The organism is Candidatus Competibacteraceae bacterium, assembly GCA_016713505.1.
Classification (GTDB): Bacteria; Pseudomonadota; Gammaproteobacteria; order Competibacterales; family Competibacteraceae; genus Competibacter_A.
Map to the genome: position 1 here is coordinate 665152 of JADJPA010000001.1, position 15189 is coordinate 680340.

12 protein-coding genes are annotated in these 15189 nt (G+C 60.1%); 9 read left to right on the forward strand and 3 right to left on the reverse strand.

Features of this window, described 5'->3' with window-relative positions:
• The first annotated feature begins 11 nt into the window (after positions 1 to 11).
• The 5 genes from IPK09_03085 to IPK09_03105 all read left to right on the forward strand — a co-directional run bounded on the left by IPK09_03085 (position 12) and on the right by IPK09_03105 (position 7398).
• Complete coding sequence (locus IPK09_03085) at positions 12 to 1106, forward strand: efflux RND transporter periplasmic adaptor subunit (GenBank protein MBK7982600.1); 1095 nt, start codon at positions 12 to 14, stop codon at positions 1104 to 1106.
• Positions 1103 to 4252, forward strand: coding sequence for an efflux RND transporter permease subunit (locus IPK09_03090; GenBank protein ID MBK7982601.1), 3150 nt, complete (start codon positions 1103 to 1105; stop codon positions 4250 to 4252). The genes IPK09_03085 and IPK09_03090 overlap by 4 nt, the downstream gene beginning before the upstream one ends.
• A gap of 42 nt (positions 4253 to 4294) precedes the next feature.
• Positions 4295 to 5440: a succinylglutamate desuccinylase/aspartoacylase family protein gene (locus IPK09_03095; GenBank protein MBK7982602.1), complete on the forward strand. Its 1146-nt coding sequence runs from the start codon at positions 4295 to 4297 to the stop codon at positions 5438 to 5440.
• A gap of 89 nt (positions 5441 to 5529) precedes the next feature.
• Positions 5530 to 5772, forward strand: a complete 243-nt coding sequence (locus IPK09_03100; protein MBK7982603.1) for a GlsB/YeaQ/YmgE family stress response membrane protein — start codon at positions 5530 to 5532, stop codon at positions 5770 to 5772.
• Positions 5773 to 5799: 27 nt separating this feature from the next.
• Positions 5800 to 7398, forward strand: a complete 1599-nt coding sequence (locus IPK09_03105) for a cation:proton antiporter (GenBank protein MBK7982604.1) — start codon at positions 5800 to 5802, stop codon at positions 7396 to 7398.
• 46 nt (positions 7399 to 7444) lie between these two features.
• Here IPK09_03105 and IPK09_03110 read toward each other — a convergent pair whose 3' ends face one another.
• Positions 7445 to 8617, reverse strand: a complete 1173-nt coding sequence (locus IPK09_03110; protein MBK7982605.1) for an acyl-CoA dehydrogenase — start codon at positions 8615 to 8617, stop codon at positions 7445 to 7447.
• A 265-nt stretch (positions 8618 to 8882) separates the two neighbouring features.
• Between IPK09_03110 and msrB the strand changes: the two genes are divergently transcribed.
• Positions 8883 to 9296, forward strand: a complete 414-nt coding sequence (msrB, locus tag IPK09_03115) for a peptide-methionine (R)-S-oxide reductase MsrB (protein ID MBK7982606.1) — start codon at positions 8883 to 8885, stop codon at positions 9294 to 9296.
• Here msrB and mepA read toward each other — a convergent pair.
• Together mepA and IPK09_03125 are read right to left on the reverse strand one after the other, a co-directional pair.
• On the reverse strand, positions 9244 to 10161 hold the full coding sequence (gene mepA / locus IPK09_03120; protein ID MBK7982607.1) for a penicillin-insensitive murein endopeptidase: 918 nt from the start codon (positions 10159 to 10161) through the stop codon (positions 9244 to 9246). The genes msrB and mepA overlap by 53 nt on opposite strands.
• 328 nt (positions 10162 to 10489) lie before the next feature.
• Positions 10490 to 11806, reverse strand: coding sequence for an integron integrase (locus IPK09_03125; GenBank protein MBK7982608.1), 1317 nt, complete (start codon positions 11804 to 11806; stop codon positions 10490 to 10492).
• Between the two features lie 857 nt (positions 11807 to 12663).
• Between IPK09_03125 and IPK09_03130 the strand changes: the two genes are divergently transcribed.
• The 3 genes from IPK09_03130 to IPK09_03140 all read left to right on the forward strand — a co-directional run bounded on the left by IPK09_03130 (position 12664) and on the right by IPK09_03140 (position 15136).
• On the forward strand, positions 12664 to 12933 hold the full coding sequence (locus IPK09_03130) for a hypothetical protein (protein MBK7982609.1): 270 nt from the start codon (positions 12664 to 12666) through the stop codon (positions 12931 to 12933).
• A gap of 19 nt (positions 12934 to 12952) precedes the next feature.
• Entirely contained in the window at positions 12953 to 13729 is a 777-nt protein-coding gene (locus tag IPK09_03135; GenBank protein MBK7982610.1) for a toll/interleukin-1 receptor domain-containing protein, read from the forward strand.
• Between the two features lie 264 nt (positions 13730 to 13993).
• The gene (locus IPK09_03140) at positions 13994 to 15136 is read left to right on the forward strand and encodes an acyltransferase (GenBank protein ID MBK7982611.1); all 1143 of its coding nucleotides are present in this window, start codon (positions 13994 to 13996) and stop codon (positions 15134 to 15136) included.
• The last annotated feature ends 53 nt before the right edge of the window (positions 15137 to 15189 follow it).

A 15189-nucleotide genomic window follows, 5' to 3' on the forward strand; every position in this document is an offset into this window, starting at 1 on the left:
GGAGTCGCATCATGCAGCTCAAGGTCGTTTCCGCTCTGTTGAGTGCCGCGTTGGCGCTGAGCGGCTGCGATAAACCTCCGCGCGCGTCGCTCGTTGCGGCCGTGCGCCCGGTGCTGGTGCGGCCGGTGGTGGCCGGGAGCGCGGCTCCGGTGGTGTATTCCGGGGAAGTGCGCGCCCGCCGCGAATCGGATCTGGCGTTTCGGGTGCCCGGCAAGATCGTGGCCCGTCTGGTCGATGTCGGCGCGCGGGTGGAGCCCGGCAAAGCGCTCGCCCGGCTGGATCCCGCCGATCTGCGGCTCAACGCCGACGCGGCGCGGGCGCAGCTGGCCGCCGCCGAGAGCGATTATGCGTTGGCCGCCTCGGAACAGGAACGTTACGCCGCGCTGCTGGCGAAAAAACTGATCGCCCAATCGCTCTACGATGCCAAGGTCACCGCCTACAAGGCCGCCAAAGCCAAGCGGGATCAGGCCCAAGCGCAACTGGCGGTCGTTGACCGTCAGGAAAACTACAGCACCCTAAGCGCCGATCATGCCGGCGTGGTGACGGTGGTGCTGGCCGAAGTCGGACAAGTAGTCAGCGCCGGTCAGCCGGTGTTGCGGGTGGCGCGGCCCGAAGAAAAAGAAATCGCCATCAACGTTCCCGAGGGGCAGGTCGGCGAGCTACGCTCGGCCAAGACGATGTGGGTCACGCTGTGGGCGCGACCAGAGTTGCGCTGGCCCGCCGAATTGCGAGAGCTCGCGCCCGCCGCCGACGCCGCGACCCGGACCTACACCGCCCGCATCCGCTTGCGGGACAACGATCCGGCGGTGGGCTTGGGGATGACCGCGCGGGTGAGCGTGCAACCGGCGGCGGCCGATGAAACGCTGGTGGTGCCGCTGACGGCGGTGGTGGATCAGGGCGCCGGCCCGGCGGTCTGGGTGGTGAGCGACGACAAGGCCCAGCGCCGTCCGGTCGAAATCCGCCAGTATCGCGAGGACGGCGCGGTGCTGGCTAAGGGGGTGCGGGCCGGCGAACTGGTGGTGACGGTCGGCGCGCACAAACTGGTCGCCGGACAGTCGGTGCGGCCTATCGTGCAGGAAACGCCAGCGGCGGGAAAACCACTGTGACCGGACTTAACCTGTCCGCCTGGGCGATCCGGCACCGCGTGTTGGTCGGATTTTTCATCGCCGCGGTCGCGCTGATGGGCGTGTACGGCTACCAGCGCCTCGGTCAGGCCGACGATCCACCGTTTACCTTCAAGATAATGGTCGTGCGCGCGCTGTGGCCGGGCGCGACGGCGCTGGAAGTGGAGCAACAAATCACCGACCGAATCGAAAAGAAATTGCAGGAAGCGCCCGAAGTCGATCGGCTGGTCAGCTATTCCCGGCCCGGTGAATCGGTGGTGCTGTTCGTCGCCAAGGACTCCGCCCCGGCCTCGGCGATCCCCAACGTGTTCTATCAGGTCCGCAAGAAAATCGGCGACATTCGTCACACTTTTCCGGCGACTATGTTGGGTCCTTTCTTCAATGATGAATTCGGCGACGTATACGGCGATATTTACGCGCTGGTATCGGACGAACTGAGCTACGCTGAATTAAAAGACTACGCCGACCGGATCAGGGACCAGTTGTTACGGGTCAAGCAGGTCGCCAAGGTCGATCTGTTCGGCGAGCAGGACGAGAAAATTTATATTGAAATCGCCAACGCCAAGCTCGCCACGCTGGGTCTGGATTTTAACGGCGTGCTGCAAGCGTTGGCGCGGCAGAACACAGTGGCCGGCGCGGGCTTTTTCGAGACGGCCAGCGACCGGATTTATCTGCGGCCCAGCGGGGCGTTCGGCACCGTGGAGGACGTGCGCGAAACCGTGATCCGCGCCGGCGGGCGGGAGTTTCGGATCGGCGACATCGCGGAGGTCCGTCGCGGCTATGTCGAGCCGCCCGCGCCGCAGGTGCGCTACGGCGGCCAGCGCGCCATCGCCATCGGGGTGGTGATGACCTTGGGCGGGGATATCATCCAGCTCGGCCAGAACCTGCAAGCCGAGATCGAACGGCTGCAAGGACAACTGCCGCTGGGGGTGGAGCTCCGCGAGGTGTCCAGCCAACCGGAGGTGGTGCGACGCTCCATCGGCAACTTCGTCAAGGCGTTGGCCGAGGCGGTGCTGATCGTGCTCGCCGTGACCTTTTTCAGCCTGGGACTGCGCACCGGCATGGTGGTGGCGCTGTCGATCCCGTTGGTGCTGGCGGCGACGTTTCTGCTGATGTGGTGGTTCAACATCGGCTTGCACAAGATTTCGCTCGGCTCGCTGATCCTGGCACTGGGCCTGTTGGTGGACGATGCCATCATCGCCGTGGAAATGATGTGGGTGAAGATGGAAGAAGGTTGGGAACGCGCCAGAGCCGCCGCCTTCGCCTACACCAGCACCGCCGGACCGATGCTGTCGGGGACGCTGGTCACGGTGGCTGGCTTCCTGCCCATCGCCACCGCGCGCTCCGCGACCGGCGAATATACGATGTCAATTTTTCAGGTCAACGCTATTGCGCTGCTGCTGTCCTGGCTGGCGGCGGTGGTGGTGATTCCCTGGCTGGGCTATCAGGTATTGCCCGATCCCCGCGCGCCGCACAAGCTGCGATGGGTCACCCGGTGGGTGCGCCGCGCGCGCCACCAGCCGGTGGAAGCCGTGGTGGCGGGCGTTCACAGCGAGTACGAGGTCTATCACACGCCGTTCTATCGTCGCTTTCGCCGCGTCGTGGAACGCTGCGTGCGCCGACGCTGGTTGGTTATCGCCATCACCCTGGCCTTGTTCGCGGCGGCTATCGTCGGTTTCGGCAAGGTCCAGCAACAGTTTTTTCCGACGTCGACCCGGCTGGAATTGATGGTGGATTTGCGCTTGCCGGAAGGCTCCTCACTCAGGGCGGTGGAGGCCGAAGTCCGGAGGCTGGAAGGAATCCTGCAAAAAGAATCGGGCATCGCCAATTTCGTGGCCTATGTCGGCTGGGGTGCGCCGCGTTATTATCTGGGCTTGGACCAGCAACTGCCGGCCGCCAACCAGGCCCAGTTCGTGATCCTGACCGACAGCGCCGAGGCGCGCGAGGCCCTGCGAACCCGGCTCATCCAGCTATTCGAGGCGGATTTTCCCGGCTTGCGCGCCAACATCACCCGCGTCGAGAGCGGCCCGCCGGTCGGTTTTCCGGTGCAGTTTCGGATATCCGGCCAGGATTTGCCGGCGCTGCGAGCGCTGGCTAATGAGGTGGCGGAGGTCATGCGCGGCAATCCGCATCTGACTAACGTGCAGTTCGACTGGGACGAGCAGTCCAAGAGCGTCGGGATCGAGATCGATCAGCACAAAACCCGCTTGCTGGGTTTGAACAGTCAGGATGTGGCCCAGGTTCTCAATACGGCGTTGAACGGCCTGGCGGTCACCGCCTACCGCGAGCGGGACAAAACGATTGAAGTGATCTTACGCGCGGATTCGCCGTCACGAACGCAGCTGGCGCTGCTTGGCGAGCTGACGGTCCCGGCGGCGAGCGGCAAGAGTGTGCCGTTGGCGCAAATCGCACGGCTGCGGTACGACTTCGAGCCTGGGGTGATCTGGCGGCGCAACCGCTTGCCGACCATCACGGTGCGGGCCAATGTCTACGAGGAAATTCAACCGGCCACGGTCACCGCCCAAATTGAACCGCTGCTGGCGCCGGTTCGCGCCAAGCTGCCGGAGGGATTTCGCTTGGAAACCGGCGGCACGGTGGAGGAATCCGCCAAGGGACAAGGGCCGGTGATGGCCGGTATGCCGTTGTTCGTGCTGGTGGTTTTGACGATCTTGATGATCCAGTTGCAGAATCTTTCGCGGGTGGTCATGGTGCTGCTGACCGCGCCGCTGGGTTTGATCGGCGTAACCTTGTTCTTACTGCTGTTCGATCAGCCCTTCGGTTTCGTGGCGATGCTCGGCACTATCGCTTTGTTCGGCATGATCATGCGCAACTCGGTCATCCTGGTCGATCAAATCCGTCAGGATATCGCCGCCGGCCGCAGCGAGTGGGAGGCGATCATCGAATCCACCGTGCGCCGCTTCCGACCGATCATTTTGACGGCGGCGGCGGCGGTGCTGGCGATGGTGCCGCTGTCGCGCAATGTCTTCTTCGGGCCGATGGCGGTGGCGATCATGGGCGGGCTGATCGTGGCGACGTTGCTGACGCTGCTGTTCTTGCCCGCCCTGTATGCGGCGTGGTACCGGGTGCGGCCGGTAGAGACCGTTTCGACCGCTCCGGTACCCGCCTGAGGCGTTTGCCAAGTCCGCTCTTCCCAACAGGCGATTTCACTCATGCCGGCGCTGACTGCTCGAATTGAATTGCCATCACCCGCTCCCGGCACCCAAAGGACGCTGCTGGTCCATCGTTACGGTGCATCCGGCGCGCGACCCAAGGCGTATTTTCAGGCCGCCCTCCACGCCGACGAGATTCCGGGGTTGCTAGTGGCGCACCATCTGTTGCAAGGATTGGAACAGGCCCAGGCGGAAGGCCGGCTGATCGGTGAGATTGTGGTGGTGCCGGTCGCCAATCCCATCGGACTGGGACAGCATCTGAACGGCCGGCTGTTGGGGCGGTTCGATTTCGAGAGTACCGGCAACTTCAACCGCGGCTTTCCTGATTTGGCGGCGGTTGCGGTCGAGCGGTTGCGCGGCTGTCTGAGCGCCGATCCGGCGGTGAATGTAAACCGCATTCGAGAGACCTTGCGGGCCGTGCTGGCGGAGCAACAGCCGACGCGAGAGACGGCCGCGCTCAAACTGGCGCTGCTTAAGTTGGCTGTCGATGCCGATTATGTGTTCGATTTGCACTGTGACAGCGAATCTCTGTTGCATTTGTACACCTCCCGCTGGCATTCGGATGTGGCGCGAATCCTGGGCGCGGAACTGGGCGCGGCGGCGATTCTGCTGGAAGACGAACCGGGCGGCAGTCCCTTCGATGAAGCGTGCGCCGGACCGTGGTGGAAGCTGCGGGCGGCGCTGGCGGAGCAGGGGCCGATTCCGCTGGCTTGCTTCGCGACCACGGTCGAATTGCGCGGTCAGGCGGACGTGCGGGACGACTGTGCCGCCGCCGACGCGGCGGCGTTGCTGCGGTTCCTGCAACGGCGCGGCGCCATCGCCGGCGAGCCAGGGCCGTTGCCGGAACCGCGCTGCGAGCCGACGCCGTTGGAAGGGGTCGATGTGTTGATTGCGCCGGCGGCCGGGGTATTGGTTTATCGAAAGTCGTTGGGAGAATCCGTCAAGACGGGCGCTGTGGTGGCGGAGGTGGTCGATCCGTTGGGGGGGCCGTTGGATGCGGCCCGCTCGGAGGTCCGCGCCGGGACTGACGGCCTTCTATTTGCCCGCATGAGCGAGCGTTTGGTGCGACCGGGGCAGAAGTTTTGCAAGCTGGCCGGCCGGGAGCCGCTGGACTACCGACAGGCTGGTAAGCTGCTGGAGGATTGAACGCGGAGCGAACGAAGTCGTCGCTGCTGTTTGTCATTGAAATTTATTATCATCGGTCCTGTCTCTAAAACAACTATAGGTAAATGACGATGAGTTTGATCGGGTTTTTGTTGATCGGTCTGGTGGCGGGCTGGCTGGCGTCGACCTTCATGCGCGGCGGCAGCCTGGGTTTGGTCGGCAATCTGGCGATCGGCGTGGTGGGTGCCTTTATCGGTGGGTTTCTATTTCGGCTGCTAGGTCTCGCCGCCGTAGGCACGATCGGCCAACTCATTACCGCCACGGTCGGCGCCGTGGTGCTGTTGTATTTAGTACGGTTATTCAAGCAAGCCTAAGAACTCCAACTCGAAGTTTTACCGGCAATGGATGCGCTTTGGCTGGCGCTTGCTTTTCTGTTGGGCCTGCTGGTCCGGCATTTGGGGTTGCCGGCGCTGGTCGGCTATCTGGCGGCCGGGTTTGTACTGAACGCCTCGGGCCAGCAGAGCAGTGAATTACTCGATCGCATCGCCCATGCCGGCGTGTTGTTGCTGCTGTTTGGCGTCGGGCTCAAGCTGCGCTTGAAAAGCCTGATCCGCCCGGATGTTTGGGGCGGTGGCGGGTTGCACCTGCTCGTTATCACCCTATTGCTGGGCGCGGGGCTGTGGGTGGGGACCGCTTTGCCGTTGGGGCTGGCGCTGTTGCTGGGGGCCACGTTGGGTTTTTCCAGCACGGTGCTGGCCGCCAAGGCATTGGAGGAAAAGGCCGAGCTACGGGCCTTTCACGGCCGGCTGGCCATCGGCATCTTGATCATTCAGGATTTGGTGGCCTTGGCGTTGATGGCGCTGGCGGGCGCGGCGACGCCGACGCCGCGGGCTTTGCTGGCGTTGGGGTTGCCCTTGTTGCAGCCCGCCATCAAAAAGGTGCTGGACTGGAGCGGCCACGATGAATTGCAGGTCCTATACGGCTTAGCGTTGGCGCTGGTGATCGGCGGGCTGGGTTTCGAGTGGCTCGGGCTGAGTTCGGAGCTGGGGGCGCTACTGCTGGGCGTGATGCTGGCCGGCCACCCCCGCGCCATGGAATTATCCCGGTCGCTATGGTCGCTCAAGGAGGTGTTGCTGGTCGGGTTTTTCCTGCAAATTGGCCTGCTCGGTTGGCCGAGCCCGGCTATCGTGGGCGGTGCGGTACTGTTGACCCTGCTTTTGCCGCTCAAGGTGATGCTGTTGTTTTTCATTTTGATCGGCTTTCGGCTGCGCGCCCGCACCGCGTTTCTGACCGCGCTGGCGCTGGCCAGCTACAGCGAGTTTGCCCTGATCGTGGTCAAGTTCATGGTCGGCAACGGCCAGTTGGGCGCGGATTGGTTAGTGTTGCTGGCGTTGACCGTGGCGCTGTCCTTTGTGGTGGGCGCGCCGCTGAATCGCTTTGCCCACGATCTGTACGAGCGCTTGGAAACGTGGCTGGCCCGCTTCGAGCGGTCGGAACGGCATCCCGACGAACAGCCGGTCTCCTTGGGTAAGACGCAAATCCTGATCCTGGGAATGGGCCATGCGGGTACCGCGGCTTACGATTTCCTCAAAAAGCGCCAAAACGTTTCCGGAAGCCATAAGGTGCGGCTGGTGTCGGGCATCGATTCGGATTTGGTCAAGGTCGAGCGGCACATTCATGACGGTCGGCGGGTGGTGTATGCCGATGCCGAAGATCCCGGCTTCTGGCATCGCTTGCATCTGGATGGACTCAAGGCGGTGATTCTGGCCATGCCGGACCGGGAAGCGAAGCGCATCGCCACCGAGCAACTGCGACGGCACGGCTTCAAGGGCTTGATCGGGGCGATCAGCAGTTACCCCGAAGAGGAAAAGGCTCTGAAAGCGGCGGGCGCGGATATGACGTTCCTGGCCTTCAACGAGGTCGGCGTCGGCTTGGCCGAACACGTCTGGGAGGCGCTGGAAAAACGCGCTCGCCCGCGGACTGAAAATCCTTCGGTTTGATACCGAACCGCCCCGCGGTACGGTCAGGGCATTTGTCGTGGAAAGCTTAGTGGCTAAAAGCGGCGATGCCCGTTTGCGCCCGCCCGAGAATGAGGGCGTGGATGTCGTGAGTGCCCTCATAGGTGTTCACCACTTCCAGATTGACCAGATGGCGGATGACGCCGTATTCGTCGGAGATGCCGTTGCCGCCCAGCATGTCGCGGGCCAGGCGGGCGATCTCCAGCGCCTTGCCGCAACTGTTGCGTTTCAGGAGCGAGGTGATCTCGACCGCCGCCGTGCCTTCGTCCTTCATCCGGCCCAGCCGCAGACAGCCTTGCAGGCCCAGAGTGATTTCGGTTTGCATGTCGGCCAGTTTTTTCTGGATCAACTGGTTGGCGGCGAGCGGCCGGCCGAACTGCCGGCGATCCAGCACGTATTGCCGGGCGCGGTGCCAGCAGTCCTCGGCCGCCCCCAGCGCGCCCCAGGCGATGCCGTAGCGGGCGGAGTCGAGGCAGGTGAAGGGACCTTTCAGGCCGCTGACATCCGGGAATTCGTTCTCGGCGGGGACGAATACCTCATCCATGACGATTTCGCCGGTGACGGAGGCGCGCAGGCCGACCTTGCCGTAGATGACCGGCGTGCTGAGGCCCTTCATGCCCTTGTCGAGGATGAAGCCGCGAATCTGGCCGGCGTCGTTCTTGGCCCAGACCACGAACGTATCGGCGATGGGACTGTTGGAAATCCAGGTCTTGGCGCCGGATAACTGGTAGCCGCCGGGGGCGGCTTTGGCGCGGGTGATCATCGAACCGGGATCGGAGCCGTGGTTGGGTTCGGTCAGGCCGAAGCAGCCGATCCGTTCGCCGGTGGCCAGCTTGGGCAGGTACTTCTGCTTTTGGGGTTCAGTGCCGAAGGTGTAGATGGGCATCATGACCAGCGAGGATTGCACGCTCATCATCGAGCGGTAGCCGGAATCGACCCGCTCCACTTCGCGGGCGATCAGGCCGTAGCTGACATGGTTCAGACCGGCGCCGCCGTACTCGCCGGGGATGGTCGGGCCGAGCAGGCCCAGCTCGCCCATCTCGCGGAAGATGTTTGGGTCGGTGCTTTCGTGGCGAAAAGCTTGCTGGACGCGCGGAGCCAGCCTTTCCTGGCAGTAAGCGTGCGCGGCGTCGCGCACCATCCGTTCCCCTGCGGTGAGTTGCTGATCCAGCAACAGCGGATCGTCCCATTGAAAATTCATGATCGTTCCCCTTTCTCAAGTGGCCGTGCTTCGGTCTTAGGGTTGGTAAAATTCCGGTTTAAGAAGATGATGGTCTAGCCAATCGAGCTACAATTAACCCGGCAGTACTTCCCTAAACGGCTGGAAATCGTCGGACACAGGCCGCAAACGCGCGGTTGCGAACTCCAGAAATTCACGCTGAGAGAAATGGCTAAAGCGTTTGGCGATGCCTCTTAAACGCAGGCCGGTGCAGAAGCTGCCTCTTGAAACGGTGTTAGGAAGGTTTATGAGCGAAAAAATCAGCAAGACCGAGGCCGAATGGCGCGCCCAACTGAGCGCCGAGCAGTTTGCCATTTGCCGCCAAAAAGGCACGGAACGCGCGTTTACCGGCGAATATCACGACTGTCACGAACCGGGCGTTTACCGCTGCGCCTGTTGCGGCAAAGCCCTGTTCGATTCCGAGACCAAGTTCGATTCCGGCAGCGGCTGGCCCAGCTTCTGGGAGCCGGTCCAGCCGGCCAGCGTGGCCACCGCCGAGGATCGCAGCCTGTTCATGCGCCGCACCGAGGTGTTGTGCGCGGATTGCGGCGCGCATTTAGGCCACGTTTTCGACGACGGTCCGCGACCGACCGGCCTGCGCTATTGCATCAATTCGGCGGCTCTGAAGCTGGATAAGGCGCGTAAGCCTGATTCAGCTTGACCGAATCTTGCTGTCGCCACGCCGTTTGACTGTTCAGCACCGAATAGCAAGCGACGGGTAAATTTTCCGTGGATGGCGGCCTGGGTTTCTTGCGCGGCTTGGGATGAAGGGTCGCCTGTACGATATCCCGGACCCAATTGTTCAGGTCGGGATCGCAGCCGTCGCCGGGCGGGAACGGTTTCTGCGACTGGCATTGGCCAGAATCGGGGGGACAGGCCAGCCGGACGTGAAAATGCGCGTCGTGCCCCCACCAGGGCCGTACTTTGCTCAGCCAGCGTCGGTCGGTTTCGCTGTCGCACAAGGCCTTTTTGATGATGGCGTTGACGAAAATGCGGTCGACTTCGGGCGCTAGCGCCGCCTGTTTCAAGGTGTCCCGATAGCGCGGCGACCAGTTGGCATAATTAAGGGTGCCTTCAGTGGCGACGATCATCGACGGAGCCCCGAAGGCTTCGATGTCCTGGCGGTTGAGCACGCGGTCGCGCGGCGGTTGCATGAACCAAATGTCGGCGTCCAGTCCGACTTGATGGCTGACATGACCGCCGGGCATCGGGCCGCCGCGAGGTTGCGCCAAGTCGCCCACCAGCAAGCGGCCGCCTTGCGCCCCGGCGTAACGGCCCAGCCGCTCCACAAACCGGATCAGCAGCGGATGGCCGTAGTAGCGGTTGCGGCTGACGCGCATGGCTTGATAGCCGTCGCCCACCAGCGGCAGCGTCGCCGCGCCGACGATGCAGCCGCTGCTGGTGGAACCGATGCTTTCCGGCCGTCCCGTCAAGGGATAAGCGACATTACTCCAGCCGTTGCCGGCACGGGCTGGCATCGAGGCCAGCAATAGTAGTGACACCGCCAGACTGAACCGAACTTTCATCAAACACTCTCCCGCGCAAAATCGACTATGACAAGCTTAGCGAAAGAACGGCGGTTTTGGCAGGGCGACCGTAAGTGCCCGGTTTAACCCATTTTGATCGGATCGGAAGGGCAGGATGGTCAGATCGGTCGCTTACCCCCGATGCGATCTGGGAAGGCATTCAAAAAATCCATGCCTTCGCCCTCGGCATCGCCGCCGCCAAACAGACCTTCAGCCCTTCAGGCTAATTTGTGGGGGATCTGGCGCTCTCAAACGAGGGTCGTTTAACCTTTAGATCGAGAAGGGGAAAATAATCTTGGACAATACTGGGAGTCGCCATCGGTCGCGCCTAGAAATCGAGCGGGCTTTTGGCTTCCTTCAGCGTGACGCTTCTGACGGTATGGGTATAAATCATCGTGGTGCGGACGTCGCTGTGCCCCAGCAACTCCTGGATCGTGCGAATGTCGTAGTTGGCTTGTAACAAATGGCTGGCGAAGCTATGACGAAAGGTGTGCGCGGAGGCGCGTTTGAGAATCCTGGAGCGGCGCACCGCGTCTTTGATGGCTTTTTGCACCCGCGTTTCGTGCAAATGAGCGCGCCGAAGATCGCCGCTGTCGGGCGCGCGAGTCAACGTCGTGGCCGGAAACAGCCACTGCCATCCAAGTTCCTTGGCGGCGCGCGGGTACTTCTCCCCTAGCGCGGCCGGCAAGAACGTCCCCGCGTAGCCGGCGGCCAAATCCGCTTCATGCACTCGCACCGCTTCGTCCAGTTGTGTTCTTAGCTCGACCACCAGCGCCTCTGGCAGTGGCACCGTACGGTCTTTTTGACCTTTGCCGTCGTGCACGGTCAGCACCCGCATGGCAAAATTCAAGTCCTGCACGCGCAGCTTCAAGCACTCGAACAGGCGCAGGCCGCACCCGTACAGCAATTTCGCCACCAGCGCATACGGCATATCGAGCCGAGCGACGATGCGATCCACTTCCTCTCGCGACAGCACGGTGGGGATATAAGGCTTGCGTTTGGCTCTGACTACGCCTTCGACCTTTCCGAATTCCTTTTCAAGCACGTGTTTGAAGAGAAACAGCAGCGCATTGAACGCCTGGTTTTGGCTGGAGGCCGCGATCTTTCTGTGGGTCGCCAAAAAGCTCAAGAAACCCTTGACGTCCTCCATCGAAAGTGATCGTGGGTTTTTGCTGCGGGTGAAGGTCTGAAATTTTCGGGTCCAGATTTGATAGGCTTCCAAAGTCTTGGAGGAGTAATGCCGGACCTTGATCGCTGAAGACAGCCCATCGTAAACCCACATCCAGCAGGCTCCGGTCGAGTCAGATCCAACGGGATGCGCTGATTCCCTTCGCGAGCGCGCCGGGATGAATTTTGCGGGAAGGCTCGGCGCGCCGTCCGCCGTATCCGTTTCTTGCCGGGTAAAGCGGTGAACGGGTGCCGGTGGTGACGGGCGAGAAAACGGCACCGTTGCTCCTTCGGGTTGCCGGGCGGGGTCGGCTGACGAAGCTGCTGGGGTGGGATCTATCCCAATCCGAGGTTTTTCCGCTGGCCGGCGGTTGGGTTCGCCCTCCGCTGCGCCGGGTGCGGTGCGGCCGACCTCGCTCTTTTGCGGGGTCCCGATAGCCTGTGGCGAACGCGGTTTGACGGCGGACGGAGCAACCATTTGCCAATATAGCGATACCGCGTGCTCGGCTTGTTGGCGCAGGGGTTCCGGCTGGAGCTTGGCGCGCAATTTTTCCTGAAAAGCGGGCAAGCTCGGGCGAGCTGTTGGTGCGAAGCCATATTTATGACAAAAGTCCAAGTAATAACGCAGCCACTTGTGATAGTGCGGCCTTTGTCCGGTCATGACGTTCCGGTGTGCCAACCACGCCTCGTAGCGATGGACGAGTTCCGAAGGGACGGCGAGCATGGGGATATTTCCGGGGCAATGGCGCTGGTGTTGAAAGATAGACTGCTGATAAAGATTAGCAAGATCAATTGCTTCTTGTCAAAGAGAGTCGATTATGGTAGATAGACGGAAACTACATAATCATTAGTTGTCGCGGACGCTTCGCGCCCGCGACAACGGGGCGGCGGATAAGCATCCGCGGCTTGCGCGGCGCGAAGCGCCGCACAACCACGCGGATCAAGCCGACTTCAGGCGAAAAAGCCTGCGGCTTTCTCGCCCTCGCGGCTTATCCGCCGCCCCGTTAGCCGTCATGACGAAGCGAGGTACTTTTGAACCTCTTCTGGAGTATCTCCAGAGAGTCCCAGCTATCTTTGGCTCTATCGGTACAGGCAATTCTGAAAGTGCTGGCTGGTGGGTAAAATTCTCCATCGACATCTCACATCAACTCGCCTGGCATACCGTGCAAGAGTTCGGGTACGTGCTCAACTACCTCTCACTAAACGAGCGACTTCCTACTGTGTTTATGCCGGTGTCGCCTCCGCCGTATATGAACGGTGGGCCATCGGAATTCCTGTCGTGGGTTATAGAATGCCACAGCAATGAGTTCACCCCGGAGCAGGCAAGAGATTGGCTTGAAGGTCGGCTTCCTCAACCAGTTGAAGATGAAGATCAGTGGGAGCAGGCCAATGACGGCTAACAAACCGCTGCAGGCGACGCCGCTTCGCGGCGCGCCTGAGCTTGCTCGTTGTCGCGGACGCTTCGCGCCCGCGACAACGGGGCGGCGGATAAGCATCCGCGGCTTGCGCGGCGCGAAGCGCCGCACAACCACGCGGATCAAGCCGACTTCAGGCGAAAAAGCCTGCGGCTTTCTCGCCCTCGCGGCTTATCCGCCGCCCCGTTAGCCGCTACAGGGGAGTTTCAGTGAGCAGCATTTTTCTTAGCCATTCTCATGCCGATAAAGCCTTTGCTCGCAAGTTAGCAGGCGATCTTCGCTTGGCTGGCCATGCTGTCTGGATAGACGAAGCGGAGATCAATATCGGTGACTCACTGATAGAAAAAATTAGAAACGGACTTGATCAGGTGGACTATGTCGCTGCTATCTTGTCCAGAGCTTCGATCGATAGTCCTTGGGTCACACGTGAGCTCGACATCGCATCAAACCGTGAGATTGATGAGGGGCGCACTGTCGTGCTGCCCCTACTGCTAGAGAAAGTCGATCTTCCCGGGTTCCTCAAGGGCAAGTTCTACGGTGATTTTACAGATCAGGATTTATACCAAGAGAGGTTCGAGTTACTTCTACGCACGCTAGGCTCGGATACCAAAGTTCCTCAGCCTACTGCGGAGGAGCTGGTGCAACTGCGGGCGCAGCTGGAGGCTGCTCAAGCTGTCGCAGTTCAACATCAGGCAGCACTGGAAGCACATAAAATGGTTGCTCTCCATGGAAAGAGCGAGAAATTGAAGCAGGCAATTGCAGACGCTAATGCAAAGTTTCCTGCGCACGCAGCAATTAACACGACGCATGCATTTGAGGTGGCCGACTCCCCGGTCACGCTGGACTATCTTCTTTGGGCAATAGCGAAGTCCGTGCGGCGTGGCTCTCATCCACTAGAGATACTATTGTCCCTAGACAATAAATGGGGTGCAGTAGCTGCGATGCTCTCCGCCTATGATGAGTTGCTTTCTGCAGCAGGCGGCTAACAATTCGTTCAAGCCGACCCCGCATCGTGGCATCGGCCACGTGCCTGCGCTACGCTAGCACGTGTCCGCCGCCCCGCTGCGGGGCGGCTTAACTCAAGCGTTGTCGCGGACGCTTCGCGCCCGCGACAACGGGGCGGCGGATAAGCATCCGCGGCTTGCGCGGCGCGAAGCGCCGCACAACCACGCGGATCAAGCCGACTTCAGGCGAAAAAGCCTGCGGCTTTCTCGCCCTCGCGGCTTATCCGCCGCCCCGTTAGACCCTACATGACACCAAATATCCCCAAACGATTTTATTCTCTCGACGTACTGCGTGGAGTGGCAGCACTCTGCGTAGTGCTATGGCACTGGCAACACTTTTTCTTCCCCCTCAACAAGCAGGGGGCAATGTTCTTCGTTGATAAGCAACCCTTGTTTGAAGTACTTTATATTTTTTATAAAAATGGCCACGCGGCTGTTCAACTGTTTTTCTGCCTTTCTGGGTTTATCTTCTTCTGGTTGTATTCACAACGCATTGCTGATAAAGCCATTTCACTGAAATCATTCTCAGTTCTCAGGTTGTCACGACTATACCCTCTTCACTTCGCAACCCTAATATTTGTTGCAATTGGACAGTTTGCCTATGCAGGCATCACGAATTCGTCGTTTGTCTATCCATTCAATGACGCCTATCATCTGTTGCTCAATTTAATTTTTGCGTCCTCATGGGGTCTTGAAAAAGGGCATTCATTTAATGCCCCCATATGGTCGGTATCCGTTGAGATATTGCTGTATTCAATATTCTTCGTATTCTGCCGGATATTTTATAGAAATATAATTGTATTGATTTCTGCAATTGTTCTTGGGTATTTCGCGTACAGATTTAATAGCTTCGTTGGAAGCGGAATAATCTATTTTTTTCTTGGCGGGCTTGTCTTTATCGCTTACAGGAAGATTATTAAATCTGGTGATTCCTGGAAGGTTTCTATTTGGCTGCCTTTTATTGCTTTTGTTGCATGGCTGGCGCCAATAGTGGCAACGAATCCTAATCATGGCCTTGCATTTTACGAAAACTATTCGATTATTAGACAAATTGTTTCTAATTTTTCATTAGCACTCTTTCCATTAACCATCATGTCCTTGGCTTTGGTTGAAACAAAAAGAGGAACATTGGGCAAAAGATTTTCGTTTGTTGGTGACATTTCTTATTCTTCGTACCTTCTTCATTTTCCTTTGCAGTTGGCGGCAGCTCTGGTTACGACGAAACTGGGGATTAACCAGGGCATTTTCTATTCGCCTTTGTTCATGGCTTTATTTTTCTTTGTGCTCATATTGGTATCTTTAGCTAGTCACCGTTATTTTGAGGTTCCGATGCAATGCTACCTAAGACTACAGCCTAACCTAGCGCTCAACACGGACGCTGCGCGATAATGCCGCGCAGCGCCGGTTAACTCTACGTTAGGTGTCCATGAGGGTGCGCCTAC

Bases quoted from the DNA above. Each gene is read 5' to 3' on its own strand.
- IPK09_03085 (MBK7982600.1), top strand. From the start codon at position 12: ATGCAGCTCAAGGTCGTTTCCGCTCTGTTGAGTGCCGCGTTGGCGCTG.
- msrB (MBK7982606.1), top strand. From the start codon at position 8,883: ATGAGCGAAAAAATCAGCAAGACCGAGGCCGAATGGCGCGCCCAACTG.
- IPK09_03105 (MBK7982604.1), top strand. From the start codon at position 5,800: ATGGATGCGCTTTGGCTGGCGCTTGCTTTTCTGTTGGGCCTGCTGGTC.
- mepA (MBK7982607.1), bottom strand. From the start codon at position 10,161: ATGAAAGTTCGGTTCAGTCTGGCGGTGTCACTACTATTGCTGGCCTCG.
- IPK09_03100 (MBK7982603.1), top strand. From the start codon at position 5,530: ATGAGTTTGATCGGGTTTTTGTTGATCGGTCTGGTGGCGGGCTGGCTG.
- IPK09_03125 (MBK7982608.1), bottom strand. From the start codon at position 11,806: ATGGTTGCTCCGTCCGCCGTCAAACCGCGTTCGCCACAGGCTATCGGG.
- IPK09_03110 (MBK7982605.1), bottom strand. From the start codon at position 8,617: ATGAATTTTCAATGGGACGATCCGCTGTTGCTGGATCAGCAACTCACC.
- IPK09_03095 (MBK7982602.1), top strand. From the start codon at position 4,295: ATGCCGGCGCTGACTGCTCGAATTGAATTGCCATCACCCGCTCCCGGC.
- IPK09_03140 (MBK7982611.1), top strand. From the start codon at position 13,994: ATGACACCAAATATCCCCAAACGATTTTATTCTCTCGACGTACTGCGT.